At 63.7% G+C, this 24,665-nt stretch carries 18 protein-coding genes; 12 read left to right on the top strand and 6 right to left on the bottom strand.

Annotated elements, in window-relative coordinates; all coding sequences use genetic code 11:
• The first annotated feature begins 56 nt into the window (after positions 1–56).
• Together glmU and glmS are read left to right on the top strand one after the other, a co-directional pair.
• Complete coding sequence (gene glmU / locus JQC81_RS15135) at positions 57–1,430, top strand: bifunctional UDP-N-acetylglucosamine diphosphorylase/glucosamine-1-phosphate N-acetyltransferase GlmU (protein WP_203272635.1); 1,374 nt, start codon at positions 57–59, stop codon at positions 1,428–1,430.
• A 110-nt stretch (positions 1,431–1,540) separates the two neighbouring features.
• Positions 1,541–3,367 (top strand): glutamine--fructose-6-phosphate transaminase (isomerizing), encoded by a 1,827-nt coding sequence (glmS, locus tag JQC81_RS15130; protein ID WP_203272634.1) that lies wholly within the window; start codon positions 1,541–1,543, stop codon positions 3,365–3,367.
• 152 nt (positions 3,368–3,519) lie between these two features.
• On the opposite strand, the gene recG is transcribed toward glmS, so the two are convergent.
• Positions 3,520–5,637, bottom strand: coding sequence for an ATP-dependent DNA helicase RecG (gene recG / locus JQC81_RS15125; protein WP_203272633.1), 2,118 nt, complete (start codon positions 5,635–5,637; stop codon positions 3,520–3,522).
• An 88-nt stretch (positions 5,638–5,725) separates the two neighbouring features.
• Between recG and JQC81_RS15120 the strand changes: the two genes are divergently transcribed.
• From JQC81_RS15120 to JQC81_RS15110, 3 genes are all read left to right on the top strand, one after another.
• Entirely contained in the window at positions 5,726–6,022 is a 297-nt protein-coding gene (locus tag JQC81_RS15120) for an FAD assembly factor SdhE (protein WP_203272632.1), read from the top strand.
• 177 nt (positions 6,023–6,199) lie between these two features.
• A complete protein-coding gene (gene mfd / locus JQC81_RS15115; RefSeq protein ID WP_203272631.1) occupies positions 6,200–9,721 on the top strand; it encodes a transcription-repair coupling factor in 3,522 nt (1,173 codons plus the stop codon).
• Positions 9,721–10,596, top strand: a complete 876-nt coding sequence (locus JQC81_RS15110; protein WP_203272630.1) for a serine hydrolase domain-containing protein — start codon at positions 9,721–9,723, stop codon at positions 10,594–10,596. The genes mfd and JQC81_RS15110 overlap by 1 nt, the downstream gene beginning before the upstream one ends.
• Here JQC81_RS15110 and JQC81_RS15105 read toward each other — a convergent pair.
• Both JQC81_RS15105 and JQC81_RS15100 read right to left on the bottom strand, forming a co-directional pair.
• Positions 10,593–10,937 carry a hypothetical protein gene (locus tag JQC81_RS15105; RefSeq protein ID WP_203272629.1) on the bottom strand — a complete coding sequence of 115 codons (345 nt, stop codon included), beginning with the start codon at positions 10,935–10,937 and terminating at the stop codon, positions 10,593–10,595. The two genes, JQC81_RS15110 and JQC81_RS15105, sit on opposite strands and share 4 nt — an antisense overlap.
• A 127-nt stretch (positions 10,938–11,064) precedes the next feature.
• The gene (locus JQC81_RS15100; protein WP_203272628.1) at positions 11,065–12,873 is read right to left on the bottom strand and encodes an extracellular solute-binding protein; all 1,809 of its coding nucleotides are present in this window, start codon (positions 12,871–12,873) and stop codon (positions 11,065–11,067) included.
• A gap of 213 nt (positions 12,874–13,086) precedes the next feature.
• Here JQC81_RS15100 and JQC81_RS15095 point away from each other — a divergent pair, with 213 nt between their 5' ends.
• Complete coding sequence (locus tag JQC81_RS15095; RefSeq protein WP_203272627.1) at positions 13,087–13,932, top strand: invasion associated locus B family protein; 846 nt, start codon at positions 13,087–13,089, stop codon at positions 13,930–13,932.
• Positions 13,933–14,004: 72 nt separating this feature from the next.
• On the opposite strand, the gene hspQ is transcribed toward JQC81_RS15095, so the two are convergent.
• A complete protein-coding gene (gene hspQ, locus JQC81_RS15090) occupies positions 14,005–14,334 on the bottom strand; it encodes a heat shock protein HspQ (protein ID WP_203272626.1) in 330 nt (109 codons plus the stop codon).
• A gap of 208 nt (positions 14,335–14,542) precedes the next feature.
• Between hspQ and JQC81_RS15085 the strand changes: the two genes are divergently transcribed.
• Positions 14,543–15,511, top strand: coding sequence for an AEC family transporter (locus JQC81_RS15085; RefSeq protein ID WP_203272625.1), 969 nt, complete (start codon positions 14,543–14,545; stop codon positions 15,509–15,511).
• Here JQC81_RS15085 and JQC81_RS15080 read toward each other — a convergent pair.
• Entirely contained in the window at positions 15,508–16,716 is a 1,209-nt protein-coding gene (locus tag JQC81_RS15080; protein WP_246520441.1) for a UbiH/UbiF family hydroxylase, read from the bottom strand. The genes JQC81_RS15085 and JQC81_RS15080 overlap by 4 nt on opposite strands.
• A gap of 204 nt (positions 16,717–16,920) precedes the next feature.
• Here JQC81_RS15080 and JQC81_RS15075 point away from each other — a divergent pair, with 204 nt between their 5' ends.
• From JQC81_RS15075 to pncA, 5 genes are all read left to right on the top strand, one after another.
• Complete coding sequence (locus tag JQC81_RS15075; protein ID WP_203272623.1) at positions 16,921–18,468, top strand: ABC transporter ATP-binding protein; 1,548 nt, start codon at positions 16,921–16,923, stop codon at positions 18,466–18,468.
• Positions 18,458–19,534, top strand: coding sequence for an ABC transporter permease (locus JQC81_RS15070; protein ID WP_203272622.1), 1,077 nt, complete (start codon positions 18,458–18,460; stop codon positions 19,532–19,534). Before JQC81_RS15075 ends, JQC81_RS15070 begins: the two co-directional genes overlap by 11 nt.
• The gene (locus JQC81_RS15065) at positions 19,531–20,448 is read left to right on the top strand and encodes an ABC transporter permease (RefSeq protein ID WP_203272621.1); all 918 of its coding nucleotides are present in this window, start codon (positions 19,531–19,533) and stop codon (positions 20,446–20,448) included. The genes JQC81_RS15070 and JQC81_RS15065 overlap by 4 nt, the downstream gene beginning before the upstream one ends.
• Positions 20,449–20,551: 103 nt before the next feature.
• Positions 20,552–21,634 carry a BMP family ABC transporter substrate-binding protein gene (locus JQC81_RS15060; protein WP_203272620.1) on the top strand — a complete coding sequence of 361 codons (1,083 nt, stop codon included), beginning with the start codon at positions 20,552–20,554 and terminating at the stop codon, positions 21,632–21,634.
• Positions 21,635–21,739: 105 nt separating this feature from the next.
• Positions 21,740–22,375 (top strand): bifunctional nicotinamidase/pyrazinamidase, encoded by a 636-nt coding sequence (pncA, locus tag JQC81_RS15055; RefSeq protein WP_203272670.1) that lies wholly within the window; start codon positions 21,740–21,742, stop codon positions 22,373–22,375.
• 11 nt (positions 22,376–22,386) lie between these two features.
• On the opposite strand, the gene rimO is transcribed toward pncA, so the two are convergent.
• Entirely contained in the window at positions 22,387–23,703 is a 1,317-nt protein-coding gene (gene rimO / locus JQC81_RS15050; protein WP_203272619.1) for a 30S ribosomal protein S12 methylthiotransferase RimO, read from the bottom strand.
• Positions 23,704–24,665 lie beyond the last annotated feature (962 nt).

The raw sequence follows: 24,665 nt of genomic DNA, 5'->3' as shown, positions 1-24,665 counted from the left end.
CCGATTTACCCCTTCTGATTTAGCTGCACGGCAGTGCCTCACCGGATTGAAACTGTATGACCCTGTCTCACACCTCCCAAGTGTCGTCTCGGAGCTGCCTGGCCATTGTGCTCGCGGCAGGTGAGGGCACCCGGATGAAATCCGCAAAGCCCAAAGTGCTGCATCAGGTCGCGAACCGCTCCATGCTGGGCCATGTACTGGCGACCCTGACCCAGGCGGGCGCTACCAGCACTGCCGTCGTGATTGGGCCGGATCGTGACGATGTGGCCAAGGAGGTCCAGAAAGTCTCGGCCCAGGCCAGAATCTTCGTTCAGACGGACCGGCTCGGCACCGCTCATGCGGTTCTGAGCGCCCGGGAAGCGCTGGCGCAGCCCACCGATGATGTGATCATCGCGTTCGGCGATACGCCCCTGATCCTGCCCGATACCTTCATCAAGCTGAGAGCTCCCCTTGCGGAAGGGGCTGCCGTGGTCGCCATGGGCTTCGAGGCCAAGGACCCAACCGGCTACGGCCGCTTCATCACCTCTGGCAACGAGCTCTTGGCCATTCGCGAGCATCGGGATGCCAGCGAGGCCGAGCGGGCGATTACTCTGTGTAACGGCGGGCTGATGGCAATCCGAGGCGACCTGGCCCTGCCACTCCTCGATCGGGTGCAGAACAAGAATGCCAAGGGCGAGTACTATCTCACCGACATCGTCGAGATTGCCCGCAGCCTTGGTCACAGGACGGCGATTGCCGTTGTGTCGGAGGAGGAGGTGCATGGGGTCAACGACCGGGCGCAGCTCGCGGCCGCCGAGCGCATGATCCAGAACCGTCTGCGCCAGGCCGCCATGGCGTCCGGCGTCACGCTGATTGCTCCGGAGACGGTGTTCTTCAGCCATGACACCCGCTTGGGGCAGGATGTGGTGGTGGAGCCTCACGTGGTCTTCGGGCCGGGCGTGGTGGTGGAGGAGGGAGCCATCATCCACAGCTTCAGCCATCTGGAGGGCGCGCGGATTGCTTCGGGAGCAGGAGTCGGCCCCTTCGCCCGCCTGCGCCCCGGTGCGATGATCGGTCCCAAGGCCAAGGTCGGCAACTTCGTCGAGATCAAGAACACGGATCTCGGGGCAGGCGCCAAGGTCAGCCACCTGACCTATCTCGGCGATGCGAGCGTGGGGGCAGAGGCGAATATCGGCGCCGGCACCATCACGTGCAATTACGACGGCTTCGGCAAGTACCGGACCGAGATTGGGGAAGGGGCCTTTATCGGCTCGAATTCCTCCCTCGTGGCTCCTATTGCCATCGGCAGGGGCGCCTTCGTGGGCTCCGGGTCCGTTATTACGGACAACGTTCCTGATGATGCCTTAGGTCTCGGCCGTGGACGTCAGACCATCAAGGAAGGCTGGGCCATCGGATTCCGGGAAAAGGCTCAAGCCGCCAAGAAGAAATAAGGCTGTTTGTCACAATAGGTTACGCAAGTTGATTCTGCCCTTGAGGCCTCCCTTTGTAAGAGGGATCTCAAGCGTAGCGTTGGTCGCGTCGCAAAAGGAAGTTCTTTATCATGTGCGGAATTGTTGGAATCATTGGGAAAACGCCGGTTGCTCCCCAGATCGTGGAGGCGCTCAAGCGGCTTGAATACCGCGGTTACGATTCCGCTGGCGTCGCGACCCTGGAGGAGGGCCACCTCGACCGCAGGCGTGCCGAGGGTAAGCTGCGAAACCTTGAGACCAAGCTCTCCCAATCCCCGCTCTCGGGCGTCATCGGCATCGGCCACACCCGGTGGGCCACCCACGGCAAGCCCAATGAGATTAATGCCCACCCGCACGCCACCGACAAGCTGGCGGTGGTTCATAACGGCATCATCGAGAACTTCCGAGAGCTGAAGACCGGGCTTGAGGCCAAAGGCATCCGTTTTGAGACCGAGACCGACACCGAGGTGGTGGCCCAGCTTGTCACCCACGAGATGCGGCAGGGCCGCGGACCGATTGAGGCAGTAGCCGTCACTCTGCCGCGCCTGCGCGGCGCGTTTGCGCTCGGGTTCCTGTTCTCCGGCGAGGATGATCTGCTGATCGGAGCACGCCACGGCGCTCCTCTCGCCATCGGTTATGGCCAGGGCGAGATGTATCTTGGTTCCGATGCCCTGGCGTTGGCCCCGTTCACGGATGAGGTCGCCTATCTCGATGATGGTGATTGGGTAATCCTAACCCAGAGGGGCGCTGACATCCGGGATGAGAGCGGTAAGCAGGTGCAACGCACCCGTCACAAGATCCCGGCCGGGTCCTTCATGGCCGACAAGGGCAACTACCGCCACTTCATGGCCAAGGAGATCCACGAGCAGGCCGAGGTGGTGGGGCGCACGCTCGCGCATTACGTCAACTTTGCTGGCGAACGGGTTGAGCTTCCTATTGAGTTGCCCTTCGACTTCAAGGATCTGAACCGGATCTCCATCTCCGCCTGCGGCACCGCCTATCTGGCGGGGTTGATCTCGAAATACTGGTTCGAGCGGCTGGCACGCATTCCGGTCGAGATCGATATGGCGTCCGAGTTCCGCTACCGGGAGGCTCCTCTGGAGCCGGGCGGCTTGGCGCTCTTCGTCTCGCAGTCGGGCGAGACGGCAGACACTCTGGCATCCCTGCGTTACGCTACGGCGGAGAAGCAGCATACGCTTTCCGTGGTGAACGTGCCGACCTCCACTATGGCCCGCGAGAGCAATGTGGTTGCGCAGACCCTTGCGGGTGTCGAAGTGGGCGTCGCCTCGACAAAGGCCTTCACCTGCCAGCTCACCGTGCTCCTGTCGCTTGCCATCGCGGCGGGACGGGCGCGTGGAACGCTGAGTGCAGAGGACGAAAAGGAACTGGTGAACGCCCTGATTGCGGTGCCGGGCCAGATGACCGAGGCGATCAAGCGGGAGCATCAGATCGAGGTTCTCTCCCGCGAGCTCTCGAAGGCCAAGGACGTGCTCTATCTCGGACGCGGCACCTCGTATCCGCTTGCGATGGAAGGCGCCCTGAAGCTCAAGGAAATCTCCTATATCCATGCGGAAGGCTATGCGGCCGGCGAGCTGAAGCACGGACCTATCGCGCTCATCGATGAGACGATGCCGGTCATCGTCATCGCGCCGCACGACAACATTTTCGAAAAGACCGTATCGAACATGCAGGAAGTCGCCGCCCGCGGTGGCCGCATCATCCTGATCACTGACGAGAAGGGTGCCCTGGAGACAGGCCTCGACACCATGGCCACCATCGTGATGCCGTCCGTACATCCTGTCGTGGCGCCAATCATCAATGCGGTTCCGATCCAGCTGCTCGCCTATCACACGGCCGTGTTCATGGGCAAAGACGTGGACCAGCCGCGCAACCTCGCCAAGTCCGTGACGGTGGAGTGAGACAGGCCTTTGCTGTCATTCCGGGCTCGGCCTGTGGCCTCCCGAAATGACAGTGCTGTAAGAGGCACAACGCTGATCGCTCTTTCTTCAGTCGTCGTGTTCATGGATTCCGGGCTCTGCTACGCGTCCCCGGAATGACAGTGGGAGTTGTTCTACCCCGCTCTCAACAGCCGGATCGCGGAATCGCGCTCGAACAGGTAGAGCAGCACCCGCAGCGCCTGACCACGCTCGCTCACGAGATCTGGATCCCGGTCCACGATCAAGCGGGCATCATCCCGGGCCACGCCGAGGAGATCGCCGTCCACCTCAAGCCGGGCCAGCTTGAAGCCCGGGGTGCCAGATTGGCGCGTGCCCAGCACCTCGCCTTCGCCCCGAAGGCGCAGATCTTCCTCGGCGATCCGGAAGCCGTCCTCCGTCTGGCGCATCATTTCGAGACGAGCCTGAGCGACCTGACCCAGCGGGCCCTTGTAGACGAGGAGGCAGGTGGAGGACTTCGAGCCGCGTCCGATGCGGCCGCGCAACTGGTGCAATTGCGCGAGGCCGAAGCGCTCCGCATGCTCGATGACCATGATGGTGGCATTCGGCACGTCGACGCCGACCTCGATCACCGTGGTGGAGACTAGGATCTTGGTGGCGCCGCTGGAGAAGCGCTCCATGGCGGCGTCTTTGTCCCGGCCAGCCATCTTGCCGTGCACCAGGCCGACCTTGTCGCGGAAGAAGCCTTGCAGCATCTCGAACCGTTCCTCGGCGGCCGCGAGATCAATAGACTCGGATTCGCCCACGAGCGGGCAGACCCAATAGACCTGATCGCCACTGGCAATCGCCCGGCCGATGCCGCCCACCACCTCGTCGAGGCGGTCGATGGCGATGAGCTTCGTGGCGATGGGCTTGCGGCCTGCCGGCTTCTCGCTCAGCACCGACACGTCCATGTCGCCGAAATAGGTGAGGGCCAGGGTGCGTGGGATCGGGGTGGCGGTCATGACGAGAATGTCGACGGCCTCGCCCTTGGAGCCCAATGCCAGCCGTTGATGCACGCCGAAGCGGTGCTGCTCGTCGACGACCGCGACGCCGAGATCGTGGAACGCCACGCCTTCCTGAAACAAGGCATGGGTGCCCACCGCGATCTGAATGCTGCCATCGGCAAGGCCCGCGAGGATGTGCCTGCGTGCGACACCTTTCTCGCGGCCGGTCAGAAGAGCGATGGTCAGCCCCGCCTGTTCCGCCATTGGCGCAAGCCGCTCGTAATGCTGGCGGGCGAGAATCTCGGTCGGCGCCATCATGGCAGCCTGCCGTCCGGCCTCGATGGCGCTCGCCATGGTGAGCAGGCCGACGACGGTCTTGCCCGAACCCACATCGCCCTGGAGCAGCCGCAGCATCTTCTTGTCGGACACGAGATCATGGCGAATGTCCTCGACGGCTTTTTCCTGCGACCCCGTGAGACCGAAGGGCAGGGCAGATCTCAAGCGCTCGACCAGACGCCCGTCGCCCGCATTCACCCGCCCCGGCAACCGCCGCATGCGGCTTCGCACGAGGGCGAGAGCCAGCTGGGAGGCGAGCAACTCGTCATAAGCCAAGCGCCGACGTGGGGAAGATTTGGCGAGCGCATCCTCGGACAGCTGAGCGGCATTGTCAGGCCGATGGAGAGCAAACAGCGCCTGTCGGAAATCCGGCAGGGCATTGCGCTCCATCCAGGCAGGGTCCTGCCATTCGGGCAGATGCGGGACCTTTTCAAGGGCAGCACCGATAAACTTGCCCACCATGCGCGAGGAGAGGCCCTCGGTGAGACCATAGACAGCCTCGACGGCCGGCAGGTTCTCGATGCCGCGATCATCGAGGATCCGGTCCGGGTGGACCATCTGCCGGCGCCCATCCCAGAGCTCGATCTTTCCAGAGATGTAGCGGCGCTCGCCCACAGGCAGGATCTTTTCGAGACGCGCCTTCTGGCCGTTGAAGAAGATCAGCGTCACGTCACCCGTCTCGTCCTCCACCAGAATCCGATAGGGCGCCCGGCGGCCGGGCGGGGGCGGTCGGTGCGCGACGACGCTGACCGAGAGAGTGACCGGCTCGCCGACCGGTGCATCCGCCACGGAGCCCTTCATCTCACGGGAAATGCCGCTGCTCGGCAGATGAAACAGGAGATCCGCAACGCGCGTGGGCTTGCCCGGCTCGCCGAGGAGGCGGTCGAGCAGGGGGGCGATCTTTGGCCCGACGCCCGGCAGGGTGTTGGCCGGGGCGAAGAGCGGATCGAGAATGGAAGGACGCAGTGACATTCAAATGGGGTGTAAGTCGAGGGGAGATAGCTATATAGCGATCAAGCCGCCCGGAGGCGACGCAATCTTATCGGATCGGAGCAATGTCATGAGCGGAACGACACGCAGCAGCGCGGGCCTCGACGTTCGCCGCAGGCAGATCCTGTACCGCTCCTGGCACCGGGGCATGCGGGAGATGGACCTGATCATGGGCCGCTTTGCCGATGCGGAAATCGGGGAACTCTCCGAGGAGGACCTCGCCGAATTCGAGCGCCTGATCGAGGTGACTGACCGGGACCTGCTCGGCTGGATCACCGGCGAGATCGAGACGCCCTCGAACTACGACACACCTCTGTTCAAGCGTCTCAAAGCGTTCCACACCCACACGTCGCCAATCCACAGCTGACACATTGTCATTCCCGGCCGGACCGGAGCGGAGGGGAAGGGAATCCACTCACACGCCTGCACGATGGATCCCTTTCCGATCCTGATGGACCGCCAGGGATGACACTGTAAAACCTCTCATCCTCCGAACCGGGCGGAAACGCCCGCGTTCCCTTTGATCTCTGGCCTGATATTCACCATGAAGCCTGCCCTGACCCGTGCCCTCGACGCCCTCAAGAAGGGGCAAAGCCTCACCTTGTCAGGGACACCTGACGGCTTCGATGCGCTTGCCGTCGCCGATCTCGCTCGCGGCCTCTCGGGGCAGGTAGAGGGTCCGGCCGTTCTGGTGCACGTGGCCCGGGACGGGCAGCGGCAGCAGAACTTCGCCAACAGCCTCGGCTTCATCGCGCCTGAAATCGAGATTCTGACCTTCCCGGCCTGGGACTGCCAGCCCTACGACCGGGTGTCGCCGAACGCCGCGATCACCGCGCAGCGCATGACGACCCTGGCGCGGCTCGCCCGTTCCAAGACCTCCGAGGACAAGCCACGCATCCTCTCCACGACGGTCAACGCCCTCGTCCAGCGCGTGCCGCCGAGGGCTCGCATCGCGGCGGAAACGTTCTCGGCAGCGCCTGGCAACGTGGTGGACACGACCCAGCTGGTCAATTGGCTAGAAGCCAACGGCTTTCTCCGGACGGGGACCGTGCGCGACACGGGCGAATACGCGGTGCGCGGCGGCATCATCGACCTTTTCCCGGCAGGACTGCCTAACCCGGTTCGCCTGGATTTCTTCGGCGATGCCCTGGAGTCGATCCGCGCCTTCGATCCGGAGACCCAGCGCACGGTCGGCACCCTGCGGGCTCTCGATCTCGTTCCCATGAGCGAGGTGCAGCTGACCACCGAGAGCATCAAGCGCTTCCGTCAGGCCTATGTGGCAGCCTTCGGGGCGCCGACCCGCGACGACCGGCTCTATGAGGCGATCAGCGAGGGGCGGCGCTATCCCGGCCTCGAGCACTGGATGCCGCTGTTCCACGACCACCTCGACACGCTTTTCGACTATCTGCCAGGCGTCCCGGTGGTATTCGATGCGCTGTCCGATGATGCGGCCGCCGAGCGGTTGTCGCAGGTGAAGGACTACTACGATGCCCGCCGCGAGGGCATGGGCCAGAACCAGGCGGGCGTGGCGCCTTACCGTCCGCTGCCGCCGGATGCGCTTTATTTCAAGCCGGAGGAGTGGTCGGAGCGCACTGCCGCCCTTCCGCTCGCACGCCTGACGCCCTTCGCGCTGCCGGAATCCTCTGGCCGGCTCGTCATCGACTGCGAGGCGCGGCAGGGCCGCAACTTCATCGCCGAGCGGGCGGATGAGAACGCCAATGTGTTCGAGGCGGTGATCCGGCACATCCGCGACCTGCAAGCTGCCAAGAAGCGCGTGATGCTCGGTGCCTGGACCGAAGGCTCGCGGGAGCGGCTCTGTCACGTGCTGCAGGATCACGACCTGCGCCAGACGAAGCCGATTGCGCGCTTCTCGGATGCGCTGGCTTATCCGCGCAACGAGATTCCGGTCGGCATCTGGCCCCTGGAATCGGGCTTCGAGACCGCCGATCTGGCTGTCATCAGCGAGCAGGACATCCTGGGCGACCGTCTGGTGCGCCAGAAGCGGAAATCCAAGCGGCCTCAGGACTTCCTCACCGAGGTGGCGGCACTGACGCCCGGCGACCTCGTGGTGCACGTGGACCACGGCATTGGACGCTTTGAGGGGCTGAAGACCATCGAAGCGGCAGGCGCGCCGCATGACTGTCTCGAGCTGCACTATGCCGGCGGCGACCGCCTGTTCCTGCCGGTGGAGAACATCGAACTCCTGACCCGCTATGGGTCGGAGGAGACGGAGGTTCAGCTCGACAAGCTCGGCGGCGGAGCCTGGCAGGCCCGCAAGGCCCGGATGAAGCAGCGCATCCGCGAGATGGCGGGCGCGCTCATGAAGATCGCCGCCGCCCGCATCCTCAAGGACGCGCCGCGGCTGACGCCGCCGGAAGGGCTCTACGACGAGTTCGCGGCCCGCTTCCCTTACGACGAGACCGAAGACCAGCTCAACGCCATCGAGGCGGTGCTGGACGACATGGGTTCCGGCCGCCCGATGGACCGCCTTGTCTGCGGCGACGTCGGCTTCGGCAAGACCGAGGTGGCGCTGCGTGCGGCCTTCGTGGCCGCCATGGGCGGCAAGCAGGTGGCCGTCGTGGTGCCCACGACGCTCCTCTCGCGCCAGCACTACCGGACCTTCTGCGACCGCTTCCGGGGTCTGCCGCTGAACGTGGCGCAGGCCTCCCGCTTCGTGCCGGCCGCCGAGATGAAGAAGACCAAGGAGGGGCTGGCGGACGGATCCGTCGACATCGTCATCGGCACCCATGCGGTTCTGGGCAAGGCCATCAAGTTCAAGGATCTCGGCCTCATCATCGTCGACGAGGAGCAGCATTTCGGCGTCAGCCATAAGGAGCGCCTGAAGGAGCTGCGCGCGGAGGTCCACGTGCTGACACTATCGGCCACCCCGATTCCGCGTACTTTGCAGCTGGCTCTCACCGGCGTGCGCGAGCTGTCCCTGATCACGACGCCGCCGGTGGACCGGCTGGCGGTTCGCACCTTCATCACGCCCTTCGACCCACTCCTCATCCGCGAGGCGCTGCTACGCGAGCGTTATCGGGGCGGGCAGGCGTTCTACGTGGTGCCGCGCCTCGACGATCTCGGCGACGTGAAAGCGTTCCTCGACAAGGAAGTTCCGGAGGCCAAGGTGGCTGTGGCGCACGGCCAGATGGCGGCGGGCCAGCTTGAGGATGTCATGACGGCCTTCTACGAGGGCAAGTACGACATCCTGCTCTCCACCACCATTGTGGAATCCGGCCTCGACATCCCAACCGCCAATACGCTCATCGTGCACCGGGCCGACATGTTCGGCCTGTCGCAGCTCTATCAGCTGCGCGGCCGCGTCGGGCGCTCGAAGACCCGCGCCTATGCCCTGTTCACGGTGCCGGCCAACAAGTCCTTGACCGTGCAGGCCGAGCGGCGCCTCAAGGTGCTCCAGACCCTGGATACCCTAGGGGCCGGCTTCCAGCTCGCCTCCCACGACCTCGACATTCGCGGCGCGGGCAACCTGCTCGGCGAGGAGCAATCGGGCCACATCAAGGAAGTGGGCTACGAGCTCTACCAGCAGATGCTGGAGGAGGCGGTGGCGCAGCTCAAGGCCGGCATCGAGGAGCCGACGGAAGACCAGTGGTCGCCCACCATTGCGGTCGGCGCGCCGGTGATGATCCCGGAGAGCTACATCGCCGATCTGCAGCTGCGTCTCGGCCTCTACCGCCGCCTCTCCACCTTCGAGACCGACCAGGAGATCGATGCCTTCCGGGCAGAGCTGGTGGATCGGTTCGGGCCAGTGCCGTCGGAGGTCGATCAACTGCTCAAGATCATGGCTATCAAGGTGCTCTGCCGACGGGCAAATGTGGAGAAGGTGGATGGCGGGCCAAAGGGCATCATCATCTCGTTCCGCGACAATTCCTTCGCCAACCCGACCGGCCTCATCTCCTATGTCACCGAGCAGGCCTCCTTCGCGAAGGTACGCCCGGACATGAAGATCGTGTTCATTCGGGACATCGAGACGCCGGACGAACGCATCAAGGCGGCGACCACGATCCTGCGCAGCCTCGCCAGGATTGCGGAGAAGAAGGCGGCCTGATGATCGAAGCCTGGGCCTTGGTTGAGAAGGGCGCCGTGGTCGACAGCCGCGACGCTGATCGCCTCGTGCCCTGGTGGAGCTTTACGAAAACGGTTCTCGCCGCCGCAGCCCTGGTGCTGATTCGCGATGGCCTCATCACTCTGGATGAGCCGGTCGAAGGCAGGCCCTACACCCTCCGCCAGCTGCTCCAACATCGCTCAGGACTGGCAAATTATGGTGACCTTCGCGCCTACCATGAGGCGGTCGGGCGCGGCGACGACCCTTGGCCAGTGCCGGAACTCCTGAACCGGCTCGACGCGCAAAAGTTGCGCTATCCGGCAGGCGAGGGGTGGGACTACTCCAATGTCGGATATCTGGTCGTCGGCCAGCTGATCGAAACCATAGTCGGGTCCGACCTGAATGCCGCCCTGCAGCGGCTTGTCCTGACGCCGCTCGGGATCAGGAACGCGCGTATCGCACGGGACCGGGCGGATCTTGCGGATGTCAGTATGGGCAGCGCGAAGGGCTATCACCCGGCCTGGGTCTACCACGGCCTGATGGTGGGGACAGTGGCAGATGCGGCGCTTCTGCTGGACAGATTACTGGAGACCAGCCTGCTGACGCTCGGCTTGTTGCGGGAAATGCTCACTCCGTTCGTACTTCCCGGCCCCATTGCCGGGCGCCCTTGGCAGAACCCCGGTTATGGGCTGGGCACGATGACCGGCGATACCACCGCGGGTCTCAATGTGGGCGGACACACGGGAGGAGGGCCGGGCAGCACGATTGCGGTCTATCGGAGCCTTGGCGGTTCAGTGTCGCGAACAGCCGCTTTCTTCAGGACGAGCGAGGATGAGGCTGTCACGGAAGAAGGAGCCTTCCGGCTCTTGGACGGCTAAAGATCCGGCGCTGCGGCGACGCGCACGCTGAGCTGGTTCTGGAGCATCGTGGCGGCTCCACTCACGCCTCCCGTGATGATGACCGGGGTTCCGGTCTCTCCCAGGTTCTTGCGGAGACGGCGGGCGAGGTCGAGGAAGCGCCTGCGCTCCGCCCAGTCGGCGTGGCGGGGCATCTGCAGCACGACGGCAGCCGGGCTGGGGATCAGGGCCAGGACGTCGTCGGCAGCCTCGAAGGGGGTGGTCACGCTCGCATAACCCATGCCGGCCAGTTCGGCGGACAGAGCGCCATCGGGGGGGCGCTCGCCGCTATCGACAACGAGGACCTTCGGCATTGCGTTCATGACGATACCCTGCATTTAGACGCGACAGTGGGACAGGAGGTACTCACCTAACGTCGAAGCAGGGCATTAGTTTCATCATCTACATGAATGGAAGCTCAACAATAGACGCGTCGGAGTGCGCTTTGAATCAGCGAGGCTGCTTCCACCACATATCGATATTGGTCCCCATGAGCGGCACGGTCTCAGGCCTCCTGAGATCGCTGCTGTAGGCAAGCCATTGATCCTGCAGATAAAATAACGGGACCACATAGAAGCCCGACAGCAGGGTACGGTCGAGAGCCCGGACGGCCGAGACGAAATCTTCCCGGCCCTTGGCCTCCAGCAGCGCATCGATCAGACGGTCGATCGCAGGTGAGGCTACTCCGGCATGGTTATGCGACCCGCTCCTTTGCGCCGCTGCGGAGCCCCAGCGGTTACGTTGTTCGTTGCCGGGGGAGAGAGAGGCCGCCCAAAGCCATTGGACCATGTCGAAGTCGAATCGGGCCAAGCGCCGCCAGTACTGCACGTCATCGACGAGGCGCACCCGCGCCTGAATGCCAATCCGGCTTAAGGACTGCGAGAAGTTGAGGGCGAGCCGCTCCTGCTGGCGGGAATTGACCAGCATCTCGAAGGTGAAGGGCTCGCCTGTCCCCTTCTTCCGCAGGATATCGCCTTCGAGCACCCAGCCGGAGTCGCTTAGAAGCGCAAGCGCCTTGCGGGCCATGTCCCGATCGCGGCCCGAGCCGTCGCTTGCCGGCGGTTCCCAGCGGCCTTCCAGAATGTCGCCCCGGACAGACGATTGCGTTTCTGCCAGCAGGACACGCTCGCGGGCATCGGCGGGGCGGCCCGTGGAGGCAAGATCCGAACCGGAGAAGTAGCTGTTGGAGCGGGTGAGCTGCCCGAAGTAGAGATTGCGGTTCACCCAATCGAAGTCGAACAGGTAGCTCAAGGCTTCCCGGACGCGCACGTCCTCGAAGAGAGGCTTGCGAGTGTTGAAGACGAAGCCGTTCATGCCCTTGGGCAGCCGGGTCTCTATGGTTTCGAGAAGGACGCGCCCGCTCTTGACGGCCGGAATGTCGTAGCCGGTGGCCCATTGGCCCGGATCGCCCTCGATCCTGAAATCGTAAAGCCCTGCCTTAAAGGCTTCGAACAACGTATTGGCGTCGCGATAGAAATCGTATCGGATCTCGTCGAAATTGTAGAGGCCGCGGGTAATGGGCAGATCCTCGCCCCAGTAGTCCTTACGGCGTGTCAGCACCACCCGCTCCCCCGGTTTGACCTCGGTGAGGACATAAGGGCCCGAGCCGATGGGCGGAGTGAGGGTGGTCTTGTCGAACCTCTCGGGATCCGTCGCGTGAGCCGGAAACACCGACATCATCCCGATCAGGAGCGGCAGTTCCCGATCATTGGAGCCCGAGAGATCGAACCTGATGCGGTGCGGATCGATGATGTCGACCGCCTTGACCTGACTGAAGCTCGACCGATGGAACGGCTTGCCGTTCTTCTTCAGCATCTCGAACGTGAAGCGCACATCCTCGGCCGTGAGCGGGTGGCCGTCGGAAAACCGGGCGCGGGGATCAAGGTGGAAGGTGATGGAGCTCCGGTCCTCCGGCATCTCAACGGAGCGGGCGAGAAGGCCGTAGATCGTGAAGGGTTCGTCGGTGGAGCGCATCATGAGCGGCTGCAGCACATAGCGCGGCACCACATCCGGCGCGACGCCCAGGACGATCAGGGGATTGAGGCTGTCGAAGGTCCCCTGCAGGGCCAACGTGATTCGGCCGCCCTTTGGCGCCTGCGGATCGGCGTAGGGCAGGTGCTCGAAGCCGGGCGCAAGCGCAGGTTCCCCGTGCATCGCGATGCCATGCCGCACTGGCAGCGCCTCCTGGGCGGCGGCCCCGAAGGCCACGAGGGCAAGAGCAGCCGAAAACAGCAGATTTCTGATAAGCCAGCGGCCCATGGCTCTCCCGATGCCAATTCTCACCTGAGCAATGTTGTACAGAATTTTGCCCTGGGTGACTGGAAACCTACCACACGAAAGGTTAAAGGAGCGCCACGCGTCTTGTCTTCGCCACATTGGGCGAGGATTTGACCACGTCATCACAGGTTAAGAACGCGCCGGATCAACGGCCACTTCGAAAGCCGACCTTTCGACTGAAGAGGATCTAACGACATGTCTTTCGCGACACGCTTCGCGAGCCTGGGGGGGACCCGTGGCCTGGCAACAGCTCTGGCCGTTCTGGTGAGCGCACCCGTTCTGGCCCAGACCGCTCCGGCTCAACCTGCTCCGGCTCAGACCGCTCCGGCCCAACGGCCTGCGGCTCCGGCAGCCCAGCCGGCACGTCCCGCCGCTCCGACCGCTCAGCCGGCACGTCCCGCCGCTCCAGCCCAGGCCCAGGGCGCTCAGCCGCAGCAGAATGCCGGTCCGACCGTCGTGCAGGTGAAGGCCGAACCATCGCAGCCGGAATGGACGAAGGTCTGCGGCAAGGACCAGAACACCAACACCGAGATCTGCTACACCACCCGCGATTTCGTGTCCGATCAGGGCCAGCCGGTTCTCGCTCTCGCCGTCTACGACGTGAAGGGTGCGCAGCCGCAGAAGGTTGCCCGCTTCGTGATGCCGCTCGGCCTGCTCCTGCAGCCGGGCCTGCGCTTCACGGTTGACCAAGGCCAGGCGGTTGCCGGCCGCTACGTCATGTGCCTGCCCAACGGCTGCTTCGCCGAGGCTCAGGTGAAGGACGACTTCATCGCCGCCCTGAAGAAGGGCGCCAACCTGAACGTCAGCGTGCAGAACCAGATGGGCCGCGAGATCACCTTCGCCGTCCCGGCTGCCGGCTTCGGCAAGGCCTTCGACGGTCCCCCGATCGACCCGAAGGTGCTCGAAGAGCAGCAGAAGAAGCTGCAGGAAGAGTTGCAGAAGAAGAGCGAAGAGATGCGCCAGCGCATGCTCCAGAGCCAGGGCACGCCTGCCGCCCCGGGTGCAACCGCTCCAGCCGCCCAGGCAGCTCCCAAGCCGTAAGGCCAGACAGCTTTCATCAAACAGAAACGCCGGGCCATGAGCCCGGCGTTTCTGTTTGATGCGCGCTTGTTCTCAATTCGCCAGGATTGGGTGGGCCCTGTAGGTGCCGTTCTTCTGGCGGGTGAACATCTCGCCGATCATCGGGTTGCGCAACGGCTCGCCTGACTCGTCGGGCAGAAGGTTCTGCTCGGAGACATAGGCGATGTACTCGGTTTCCGCGTTCTCGGCGAAGAGGTGGTAGAAGGGCTGGTCCTTGCGGAGCCGGACTTCCTCGGGGATCGAGAGCCACCACTCCTCAGTGTTGTCGAATTCAGGGTCGACGTCGAAGATGAGCCCCCTGAAGTCAAACACCCGGTGGCGGACCACCTGGCCGATCGCGAATTTGGCTGAACTCGCTTTCATGGTCTTAACTCCTGGTCCTTCATATAGTCATCTGGACGGAAATCTCCAAACGCACCCATCTCACGATCAGGAGAGCAGAGTTCTTCCCGGCCAGCCCTGCATTTTAGGACTATGGGTCTGCCGATAGGTGGGATTGCCGCAAGGTTGGAACCTTGCCAGAAGAGATGCTCACGCCTCCGTCTGCCCGTCCATCTGCCTGGAGCCGCCCATGTCCGACCTGATCGGGCTGTTCAACCTGCTCGCCCCCTTCTTCGGCCTCATCGGGCTCGGCTTCTTCTGCGGCAAGGTGGTGAAGCAGCCGGAAGCCGGGCTCGCATGGATGCAGTTCTTCCTGATCTATGTTGCGCTGCCCTGCCTGTTCTACCGGCTCATCGCCGACAAGCCCCTGGACGAGCTTGCGAACTGGCCCTTCATCCTGGCGACGACGTTCTCGACCTTCTGCGCCTTCGCGCTCTCCTTCGCAACCGGATGGCGCTACACCAGGGACTTGCCGCAATCGGTCATGCAGGGGGTGGCCGGGTCCTATTCGAATATCGGCTATATGGGGCCGCCGCTGATCCTTGCGGCGATCGGCGCCTCGGCCAGCGCCCCGGTGGTGCTGATCTTTGTCTTCGACAACTTGTTTCTGTTCTCCGTCGTGCCGCTCCTCATGTCCCTGGCCGGGGTCGAGAAGTTGAGTCTTGCGGCCACGATCCGCAGGATCGTCTGGCGTGTCGTGACTCACCCCTTCAACATCGCGACCGCCATCGGCGTGGCGGCGAGCTACCTGCATCTCCAACTGCCCCAGGCCGCCGACCAGATCGTCACGTGGCTCGCGGGGGCTGCCGCGCCCTGCGCCCTGTTCATCCTCGGTGTCACCGTGGCCTTGAGGCCCCTGCGGCAGATGCCCGGAGAGGTGCCGGTTCTGGTCTTCATCAAGCTGATCCTCCACCCGCTTCTCGTCTGGGTGGTACTCTCGGCCCTGGGCGACTTCGGCCCCGCCTGGATCTATGCGGCGGTCATCATGGCGGCGCTGCCGCCGGCGCTGAACATCTTCGTCATTTCGACCCAGTACAACGTGGGCGTGGAACGCGCCTCGGCCTGCGTGCTCATCGGCACGATTGTCTCGATGCTGACCCTGACCGTCATCCTCTACATCACCAAGACAGGCGCCATGCCTTACGACCTGTTTCCCTAACCGGTCGAAGCGCCCTGCATCAGCCGGGGAGCGCCCACCCGCGGCAGAACCCCCTCGCGCATGACAACCCGGCGCAAAGGACCGATATTGCTGAGCGCCAGGAGGCCGGCCCCGCGCAGGAAGTCCGTTGGCAGCATGCCGGTTAGAAGAGTACGGTTCAGCCCGTCCACGGCGGCCGTCCGCAGGCGGACATCGAGGTCGCGGCTGCTCTGATAGCGGGTCAAGGTTTCCTCGGACCCGGGCTCATGCCCCTCGTTCTGCCCGTCTACGACCGCATCCCGCAGGGAGGCGACATCGCGGAAGCCGAGATTGAGGCCCTGCGCCCCGATGGGCGGGAAGACATGGGCTGCCTCGCCCACGAGAGCGACCCGCCGAGCCCAGTAGCGGTTCACCGAAAGGCCGGTCATCGGCACGAGGCCCCGTGGGCCGTCGACGCGCATGACACCGAGGTGTGACTGAGCCTGCCGCTCGATAGCGGCCGCCAAAGCCGCCTCGTCGAGTTGCGACAGGCGCTCCGCCTCGGCCTTGCTCGTGACCCAGACGAGGCTGGAGCGGCGGCCGGGCAGGGGAACGAGCGTGAAGGGCCCATGGCGGGTATGGAATTCCGTCGAGGTTTCCCTGTGGTCCCGATCATGGGCGAGGATAACGGTCACGGCGGATTGGGGATAGGACCAGGTGCGGGTTCCAATCCCGGCAATCTGGCGCAGCTTGGAATTGCGCCCGTCCGCGGCGACTACGAGGCTCGCCCTGACGGTTCCGCCACCGGCCAGCGTCAGGCTGGCTCCGGTGTCGCTCGCCTCGAAGCCGGTTGCGAATTCCGGCACGTGGGTCAGGTTCACGCAAGCCTGCGCTGCCTCGGCGAGCTTCTCGACCAGGGCGGTGTTCTCGATGTTCCATCCGAAGGCGTCGAGGCCGATCTCTCCGGCCCGGAACGAGGCCGGAGGAGGACGGAACAGGCTGCCCGTGTCGTCGACGATCCGCATGGTCTCGAGCGGAGCGGCCTCCCGAACGATGGCGGGCCATGCTCCGAGCGCCTCCAGAAAGCGCACCGAGCCGTTGAGAAGAGCGACAGTGCGGCCATCCCGGCGCGTATCGAGCCCTCCGACCAGAACGGTCTTGAAGCCGTCGCGGGCAAAAGCCACGGCAGCGCTCAGGCCGACGGCCCCAGCGCCGACAACAGCAACGTTATAGGTGCTTTCGGTCAAAGCCTTGCCTCTTAACCATTTTTGTGCACGGGGAGCGGACTCACAATAAACCATGGATTCGCCATTGCCGACCGGTGCGCCGCATCCCTATGATCGGCTCACGAAGGAGTGACGGACCTCTACGGCGCTTGCCAGCTTCCGTATGAGCCATCATTCATGTGCAGATTCCGACCCGGGTTCAACCTTTAAGTCAGAGACGCTTGTGTGAAGGCAGACGTACCACCCTCGGGAACGCCCCTCGTCGAACTTAAAGGGATCAGCAAGCGTTACGGCGATCTTCTCGCGAATAACGGAATCGATCTTTCGATCGAGCCGGGCGAGATTCAGGCCCTTCTGGGTGAGAACGGGGCGGGCAAGTCGACCTTGGTCAAGATCCTCTACGGGGTGATCGAGCCGAGCGCCGGCGTGATTCGCTGGCAAGGCCGTCCCGTGACCATCGGCTCGCCTGTCGAGGCGCGGGCGCTCGGCCTTGGCATGGTGTTCCAGCACTTCTCGCTCTTCGACGAGCTGAGCGTGGCGGAGAACATCGCCGTGGCGCTCTCCAGCGAATGGAGCCTGTCCAAGGTTCGAGAAAAGCTTGGAGAGATCAGCCGGACCTACGGTTTGGCGCTCGATGCGGACAGGGCCGTTTGGACCCTCTCGGCCGGCGAGCGTCAGCGCATCGAGATCGTTCGATGCCTGCTTCAGAACCCGCGCCTGCTCATCCTCGACGAGCCGACCTCGGTGCTCACCCCGCAGGAGGCCGAGCATCTCTTCACGACCCTCGACAGGCTCTCGGCAGAGGGCTGCTCCATCCTCTACATCTCCCACAAGCTGGAAGAGGTACGCCGCCTCTGCCGCCGCGCCACCATTCTGCGGGCAGGGCGGGTTGTGGCCACCATCGATCCCCGGGCGAGCAGCGCCCGCGAGATTGCCGCCCTGATGGTGGGCAGCGCAGTGGGCGAGATCCGCACCGATGCGCCGCATCACCCGCAGGGGGAGATGCTCAGGGTGTCGAACCTGTCGATGCCGCCGGCCGGCTTACACGGGCAGGCGCTGCGCGACATCAGCCTCGTGGCACGGGCCGGCGAGATCGTCGGCATCGCCGGGGTTGCGGGCAATGGCCAGAGCGAGCTCTTCGCCGCGCTGTCGGGCGAGCGCCTGCCGGATCGGGCTGAGTCCGTCGTCATCAACGGCAAACCCTCGGGCACTCTGGGTATCGATCCGCGCAGACGCCTTGGCGCAGCCTTCGTGCCGGAGGAGCGGCTGGGCCATGCGGCCGCTCCGAGCCATAGTCTGAGCGAGAACACACTGATTTCCCATGCGGCTACCGAGGTGAGCCGGTCCGGCTTCATCCTGATGAATGCCGCTAGGCGGGTCGCCCGGTCCATTGTTCAGAGCTTCGACGTGCGCACGCCCGAAGGAGACCCGCAGGCTCGTAAGCTCTCAGGCGGCAACCTGCAGAAATTCGTCATCGGCCGCGAGATCATCCGACGCCCAAAGCTCCTCATCGTCGATCAGCCGACCTGGGGCGTCGATGCGGGCGCGGCCCGCCTCATCCGTCAGGCGCTGGTCGATCTGGCGCGGGAGGGGAGCGCCGTGGTCGTGGTCAGCCAGGATCTCGACGAACTGTTCGAGGTAGCGGACCGGATGGCCGTGATCCACCAGGGCACTTTGAGTCCGCTGAAGCCCATCGGCGAATGGACCAAGGAAGCCGTGGGTCTTGAGATGCTCGGCGTTGCTCAGGCTCAGGGAGGCGTCCATGCGGTTTGAGCTGACGCCTCGCACCAACTCTTCCACGGTGATGCGCATTTTCGCGTCCATTGCGGCTTTCATCACGGCCTTCCTGATCGCAGGCTTCGTGATCTGGCTCATGGGCCGTTCGCCGCTCGCCGCCTTCGATGTATATGTCCTCCAGCCTCTGAGCGATCCCTGGTCGCTCCAGGAACTCATCGTGAAGGCGACCCCGATGGCGCTCATCGCCATCGGCCTGTCCTATTGCTTTCGCGCCAATCTCTGGAACATCGGCGCAGAGGGTCAGTATGTGATCGGGGCCGTGCTTGGGGGCTGGCTCGCGCTTCGGACCCATGGCACCGATGCCGGACTTTGGGTGCTGCCGCTCATGCTCCTACTTGGTATCCTCGGCGGCGCTCTCTGGGGCCTGATTCCAGCGTTCCTGAAGACCCGGTTCGGCGTGAACGAGATTCTGACCAGCCTCATGCTGGTCTATGTGGCGCAGCTGACGCTCGACTATCTCGTGCGCGGCCCGTGGCGCGATCCCCAGGGCTTCAACTTTCCACAATCCGTCACCTTCGATCCGGCCGCTACCTTGCCGCCGATCCTGGAGGCCGGCCGCGTCCATTATGGCGCTGTCTTCGCAGCTATCGCCGTCGTGGTTACGGCCGTCATCCTCGGCCGAACCCTGTTCGGCTACCGCCTCAAGCTCACCGGCGACGCTCCCAGGGCGGCCCGCTTTGCCGGCTTCAGCTCCAAGGCGACGACGCTGGCCGTCTTCGCGATATCCGGCGGGCTCGCCGGATTGGCCGGCATTTCCGAGGTCTCGGGGCAGATCGGCCAGCTTCAGCCCTCGATCTCCCCGGGCTATGGCTTCACGGCCATTACAGTCGCGTTCCTCGGGCGTCTCAATCCCATCGGCATCCTGGTTGCTTCTCTCGTCGTAGCCCTGACCTTCATCGGTGGCGAGAGCGCGCAGATCATGCTGAAGCTGCCCCTCGATCTCACCCAGGCGTTCCAGGGCATCCTGCTGCTATGCGTGCTCGCGGCCGATGCCATGGTCAGCTACCGCATTCGTTTTGTGACACGGGGAGGGGGCAAGTGACCACTTTCGAGGCCATTCTCCTGACCATTGTGACCGCCTCCACGCCGCTGCTGATCGCAGCTCTCGGCGAACTCGTGACGGAGCGCTCCGGCGTCCTGAACTTGGGTGTCGAGGGCATGATGGTGATGGGAGCCGCCTGCAGCTTCGCTGCTGCTGTGACCTTCGACTCCACGCTTCTGGGCGTGGCCGCCGGCATGTTGGCCGGCGCTCTCATGGCGGCGCTCTTTGCGCTGCTCGTTCTCGGCTTTGCCGCGAACCAGACAGGTTCGGGCCTTGCCCTCACGATTTTAGGTCTCGGTCTCTCCGGACTGATCGGCGCTCCGTTCGTCGGCGCGCGGCGCGATCCCATCGCGCCGGTCGACATCCCGGTCTTAAGCGACATTCCCATCGTCGGGCGTTTGTTCTTCGAGCAGGATCTCTTCGTCTATGCGTCGATCGTGCTGACGGTCTTGGTCGGCCTTTACCTCATGCGGACCCGCTCGGGCCTGACCCTGCGCTCCATCGGCGAGAACCACACCTCGGCCAATGCGCTCGGCCTGCCGGTCTGGCGGGTGCGCTTCTGGGCCATCCTGTTCGGGGGCGCCTGCGCTGGGCTGGCCGGGGCCTATCTGGCCCTCGTGTATACCCGGTTCTGGTCGCCCGGAATGACCGCAGGACGCGGCTGGATCGCCCTGGCCCTGGTCGTCTTCGCGGCCTGGCGGCCTGGCTGGGTGCTGGTCGGCGCCTACATTTTCGGGGCAGCCACGGTGCTGCAGCTTCACGCCCAGGCCGCCCAATTCGGAGTGCCATCGCAGGTGCTCTCGGCGGTGCCGTATCTCGCCACCATCGTCGCCCTGCTGCTCCTCTCCATTCGGCATGGCCGGGCCATCGGAGCCCCCGGTTCCCTAGGGGTGCCCTTCGTGCCTGACCGGTGAGCAACCCGGTGTTCATCTGACCAAAGTGTAGGCAGAGGAATTCTTGCCATAAGCCTCCAGACCTGCGACGGAATATTGGAAACCTAACCTCGAAGGAACGAGCATGTTTTCAGGGAAAGTGTTTGGAGCCTTGGCAGGAGCAACGGTCCTGGCTCTGTCGGCCACGGGCGCAGTTGCCCAGCCAAAGGATAAGATCAAGATCGGCTTCATCTATGTGGGTCCCGTGGGCGACCACGGCTGGAGCTACCAGCACGACCAGGGCCGTCAGGCTATCGAGAAGGCTTTTCCAGGCAAGGTCACGACCACCTTTGTGGAAAGCGTGCCGGAAGCCGATTCCGAGCGTGCCATCGAGCAGCTGGCCCGCACCGGCCATGACCTGATTTTCACGACCTCCTTCGGCTTCATGGAGCCGACCCTGAAGGTCGCCAAAAAGTATCCGAACATCAAGTTCGAGCACGCCACCGGCTTCAAGCGCAACCCGAACCTCTCGACCTATGCGGCGAAGTTCCACGAGGGCCGCTACATCATCGGCCAGATCGCCGGCAAGATGACCAAGTCGAACACCATCGGCTATGTGGGTGCCTTCCCGATCCCGGAAGTGATCGCCGGCATCAACGCCTTCTACCTCGGCGCCCAGTCGGTGAACCCGAACGTCAAGATCAAGATCGTGTTCGCCAACACCTGGTACGATCCGGCCAAGGAAGGCGATGCCGCCAAGGCGCTCCTCGACCAGGGCGTCGACATGCTGGCCCAGCACACGGACAGCCCGGCTCCGATCCAGGCCGCTGAGGCCCGCGGCAAGTTCGGCTTCGGCCAGGCTTCTGACATGGAGCGGTTCGCTCCCAAGGCTCAGCTGACCGCCATCATCGACGACTGGTCCCAGTACTACGTCGCTCGCGCTAAAGCCGTTCTCGACGGCACCTGGAAGTCCGAGGACACCTGGGGCGGCCTGGCCTCCAACATGGTCGTGATGGCGCCCTACAAGAACATGCCCGACGACGTGAAGAAGCTGGCTCAAGAGACTGAGGCCGCCATCCGCTCCGGTCAGCTCAACCCCTTCAAGTGCCCGATCATCGGCCAGGACGGCAAGGAGATCGAGTGCAAGGGCCAGGGCGCCCTGTCGGACCAGCAGGTGCTCGGCATGAACTTCTACGTGAAGGGCATCGAAGACAGGATCCCGAAATAAGCCTTCGCGGATTTCAGCAGAATGGGGCAGCCGGGAGACCGGCTGCCCTTTTTGCTTGGGCCGCTATATTCCATGGCTGAGGAACAGTGATCGGAAGGACAGGGTATCGTGAGGCCGGGTGAGCAGGACATCCTTATCGTGGTGGACGTTCAATACGATTTCCTTCCCGGCGGCGCGTTAGCGGTGCCTGATGGTGATGCCGTTGTTGCGCCCATCAATCGCCTCGCCAAAGCCTTCCAGCACGTGGTGCTGACGCAGGACTGGCATCCGCAGGGACATGCCTCCTTCGCTTCAAGCCATGCCGACAAGCAGCCTTTCGAGCTGACCGACCTGTCATATGGTCCTCAGGTGCTCTGGCCCGACCACTGCGTACAGAGCACGCCGGGTGCCGAGATCTCGCAAGACCTCCACATTCCGCATGCGCAGCTCGTCATCCGCAAAGGCTACAACGCCGGGATCGACAGCTATTCCGGCTTCAAGGAGGCGGATCGGCAAACCTCTACAGGCCTGGAGGGCTATCTCAGGGAACGCCGGTTCCGCAGGGTATTCTGCGCGGGACTGGCTCTCGATTTCTGTGTGGCCTGGACAGCGCTCGACTCAGCTGCGGCCGGATTCGAGACTTATGTGATCGAGGATGCCTCACGGGCCATCGACACCGATGGCTCGCTTGCCAAGGCGCAAAACGACATGAGCGCTGCGGGCGTACTGATCACCCGCAGCGCTCAGATTGTCGATACATAGGGGCAGGGGCCTCAGATCACCGTCCCGTGCAGGTCGTATTCGTCGGAGCTCTCGATCGTCACATTAACGATCTCACCAGGCTTCAGCGGCCTCGTCGAGGCTACATAGACGGCGCCGTCGATCTCGGGGGCGTCGTACTTCGTGCGGCCGGTGGCGACCGTTGCGCCCTGCTCGTCGATGATGACCGGCAAGGTCTTGCCCACTTTGCTTTTAAGGATCTCGGCGCTGACCTTCTGCTGGGTCTGCATGAAGCGATGCCAGCGCTCCTCCTTCACCTCGGCCGGAACGGCACCGGCGATGTCGTTGGCTGGCGCGCCCTGCACGGGCTCGTACTGGAAGCAGCCGGCACGGTCTATCTTGGCCTCCTTCAGCCATTTCATTAAGAAATCCACATCCTCTTCCGTCTCGCCGGGGAAGCCGACGATGAAGGTCGAGCGGATGGCCAGGTCCGGGCAGATCTCGCGCCATTTATGGATACGCTCCAGGGTCTTCTCCTGGTTGCCGGGGCGGCGCATGGATTTCAGAACCCGCGGGGAGGCGTGCTGGAAGGGGATGTCCAGATAGGGAAGGATCTTCCCCTCGGCCATCAGCGGGATCACTTCGTCCACATGGGGGTAGGGGTACACATAGTGCATGCGAACCCACATGCCGAGGTCGCCCAGTTCCTTGGCCAGTTCGAAGAAGCGGGTGCGGACCTCCTGGTCCTTCCAGAGGCTCGGCTGATACCTGATGTCGAGACCATAGGCGCTGGTGTCCTGCGAGATCACCAGGAGTTCCTTGACGCCAGCCTTGGCAAGCCGCTCGGCCTCGCGCAGCACGTCGCCGATGGGGCGGCTGACGAGATCGCCGCGCAGCTTCGGGATGATGCAGAAGGAGCAGCGATTGTTGCAGCCCTCCGAAATCTTCAGGTAGGCATAGTGGCGCGGGGTCAGCTTCACGCCCTGCGGCGGGATAAGATCCACGAATGGGTCATGAGCCGGCGGCACAGCCTGGTGCACGGCCGACACCACCAACTCATAAGCTTGAGGGCCCGTGATGGCGAGAACATTCGGGAACTGGTCTCGGATCTGCTCGGGCTCGGCGCCCATGCAGCCAGTGACGATGACTTTGCCGTTCTCGGCCATGGCCTCGCCAATGGCTTCCAAGGACTCGGCTTTGGCGCTGTCGAGGAAGCCACAGGTATTGACGATGACAACGTCGGCCCCGTCATGCTCCTTGGTTAGCTGATACCCTTGGGCGCGGAGTTGGGTAATGATGCGCTCGGAATCGACCAGGGCCTTGGGACAGCCTAGGGATACGAACGAGACTTTGGGCGCGGGAGCATTCATCCAGAAATCCACTCATTTAAACGAAACTGACCTTCATAACGCGCCCGCATAAAGCCAATTCCGTGCGAATTTAGGGCGGGACGACGTTGCAAATCCACGTCCCACGAGCTCAGACTTGCAAGGGTGATCTCTTGGATCTGTCCCGCGCCTGATGAAAGCGTTCGAAAGATCAAGGAACAGGTGGTCTGAGGACGGTTATGTGCCTTTACAACAAAGGGTCCGCCTTTACAACCTCCGGCATTGACGCAAGACGTGGAGAGTCTTCCTACCTTCGACCAGTACTTCCCCGCCTCCCATTCCACAATCCACTAATACTACAGCTAGGTTTTACGTCGGCGGCGGGTGCGTTTGCGCCAGTGGCATTCTCGCGCCCGCTGCTGATGGCGCCAATGCCACACCGACCAGTGCTCCACTGCCGCAGCCGAAGGTGGCCGCTCCCACACCAGATGCAAAAGCAGCTGTTTCACCTCGGGCACGGTGAACGGCAGCAGCTGCACGGTGACGCGCTTGACGCGGACTCTCCCCGATGGCGTGCTGGCGCACGATGGTGAGATAGGCATGCGCCAGCATAGACAACGTGATGTGCGGGTGCCAGCCCGTCCACAAGCTGCTCTCGAAGAATGTCTACCTCCCGCAGGGCGGTATTGGCACGGTGTCTTTCTTGCGCGGAAACATTTTTTTAGCAGAAGTAACTCGGACTTCGGGACCGCCTTTTTCAGCAGTCTCCTGCAGAGTGGATAGAGGCAGCTCGTGCCAAGCTAGCAATCGTGGCGGGTGGAAAAAGGCCATTCTTGAAGCGCCTGCGGGGTCAGCGGGCATACTGTCTTTGGTTGCCTCTGCTGCCGTCCTTATTGGCAATGCAATTCCGCCGGCCGCAGCCTCGAGCTAAGTACAGCGTCGGAACTCATGTGGGATGTGCACCGATGATGGTGCGCACCTTGTCCGGCGTGTTGTTGCAGCGG

Source organism: Microvirga arabica (assembly GCF_016811235.1).
Classification (GTDB): Bacteria; Pseudomonadota; Alphaproteobacteria; order Rhizobiales; family Beijerinckiaceae; genus Microvirga; species Microvirga arabica.
This window is presented reverse-complemented; position numbering and strand designations above follow the sequence as displayed.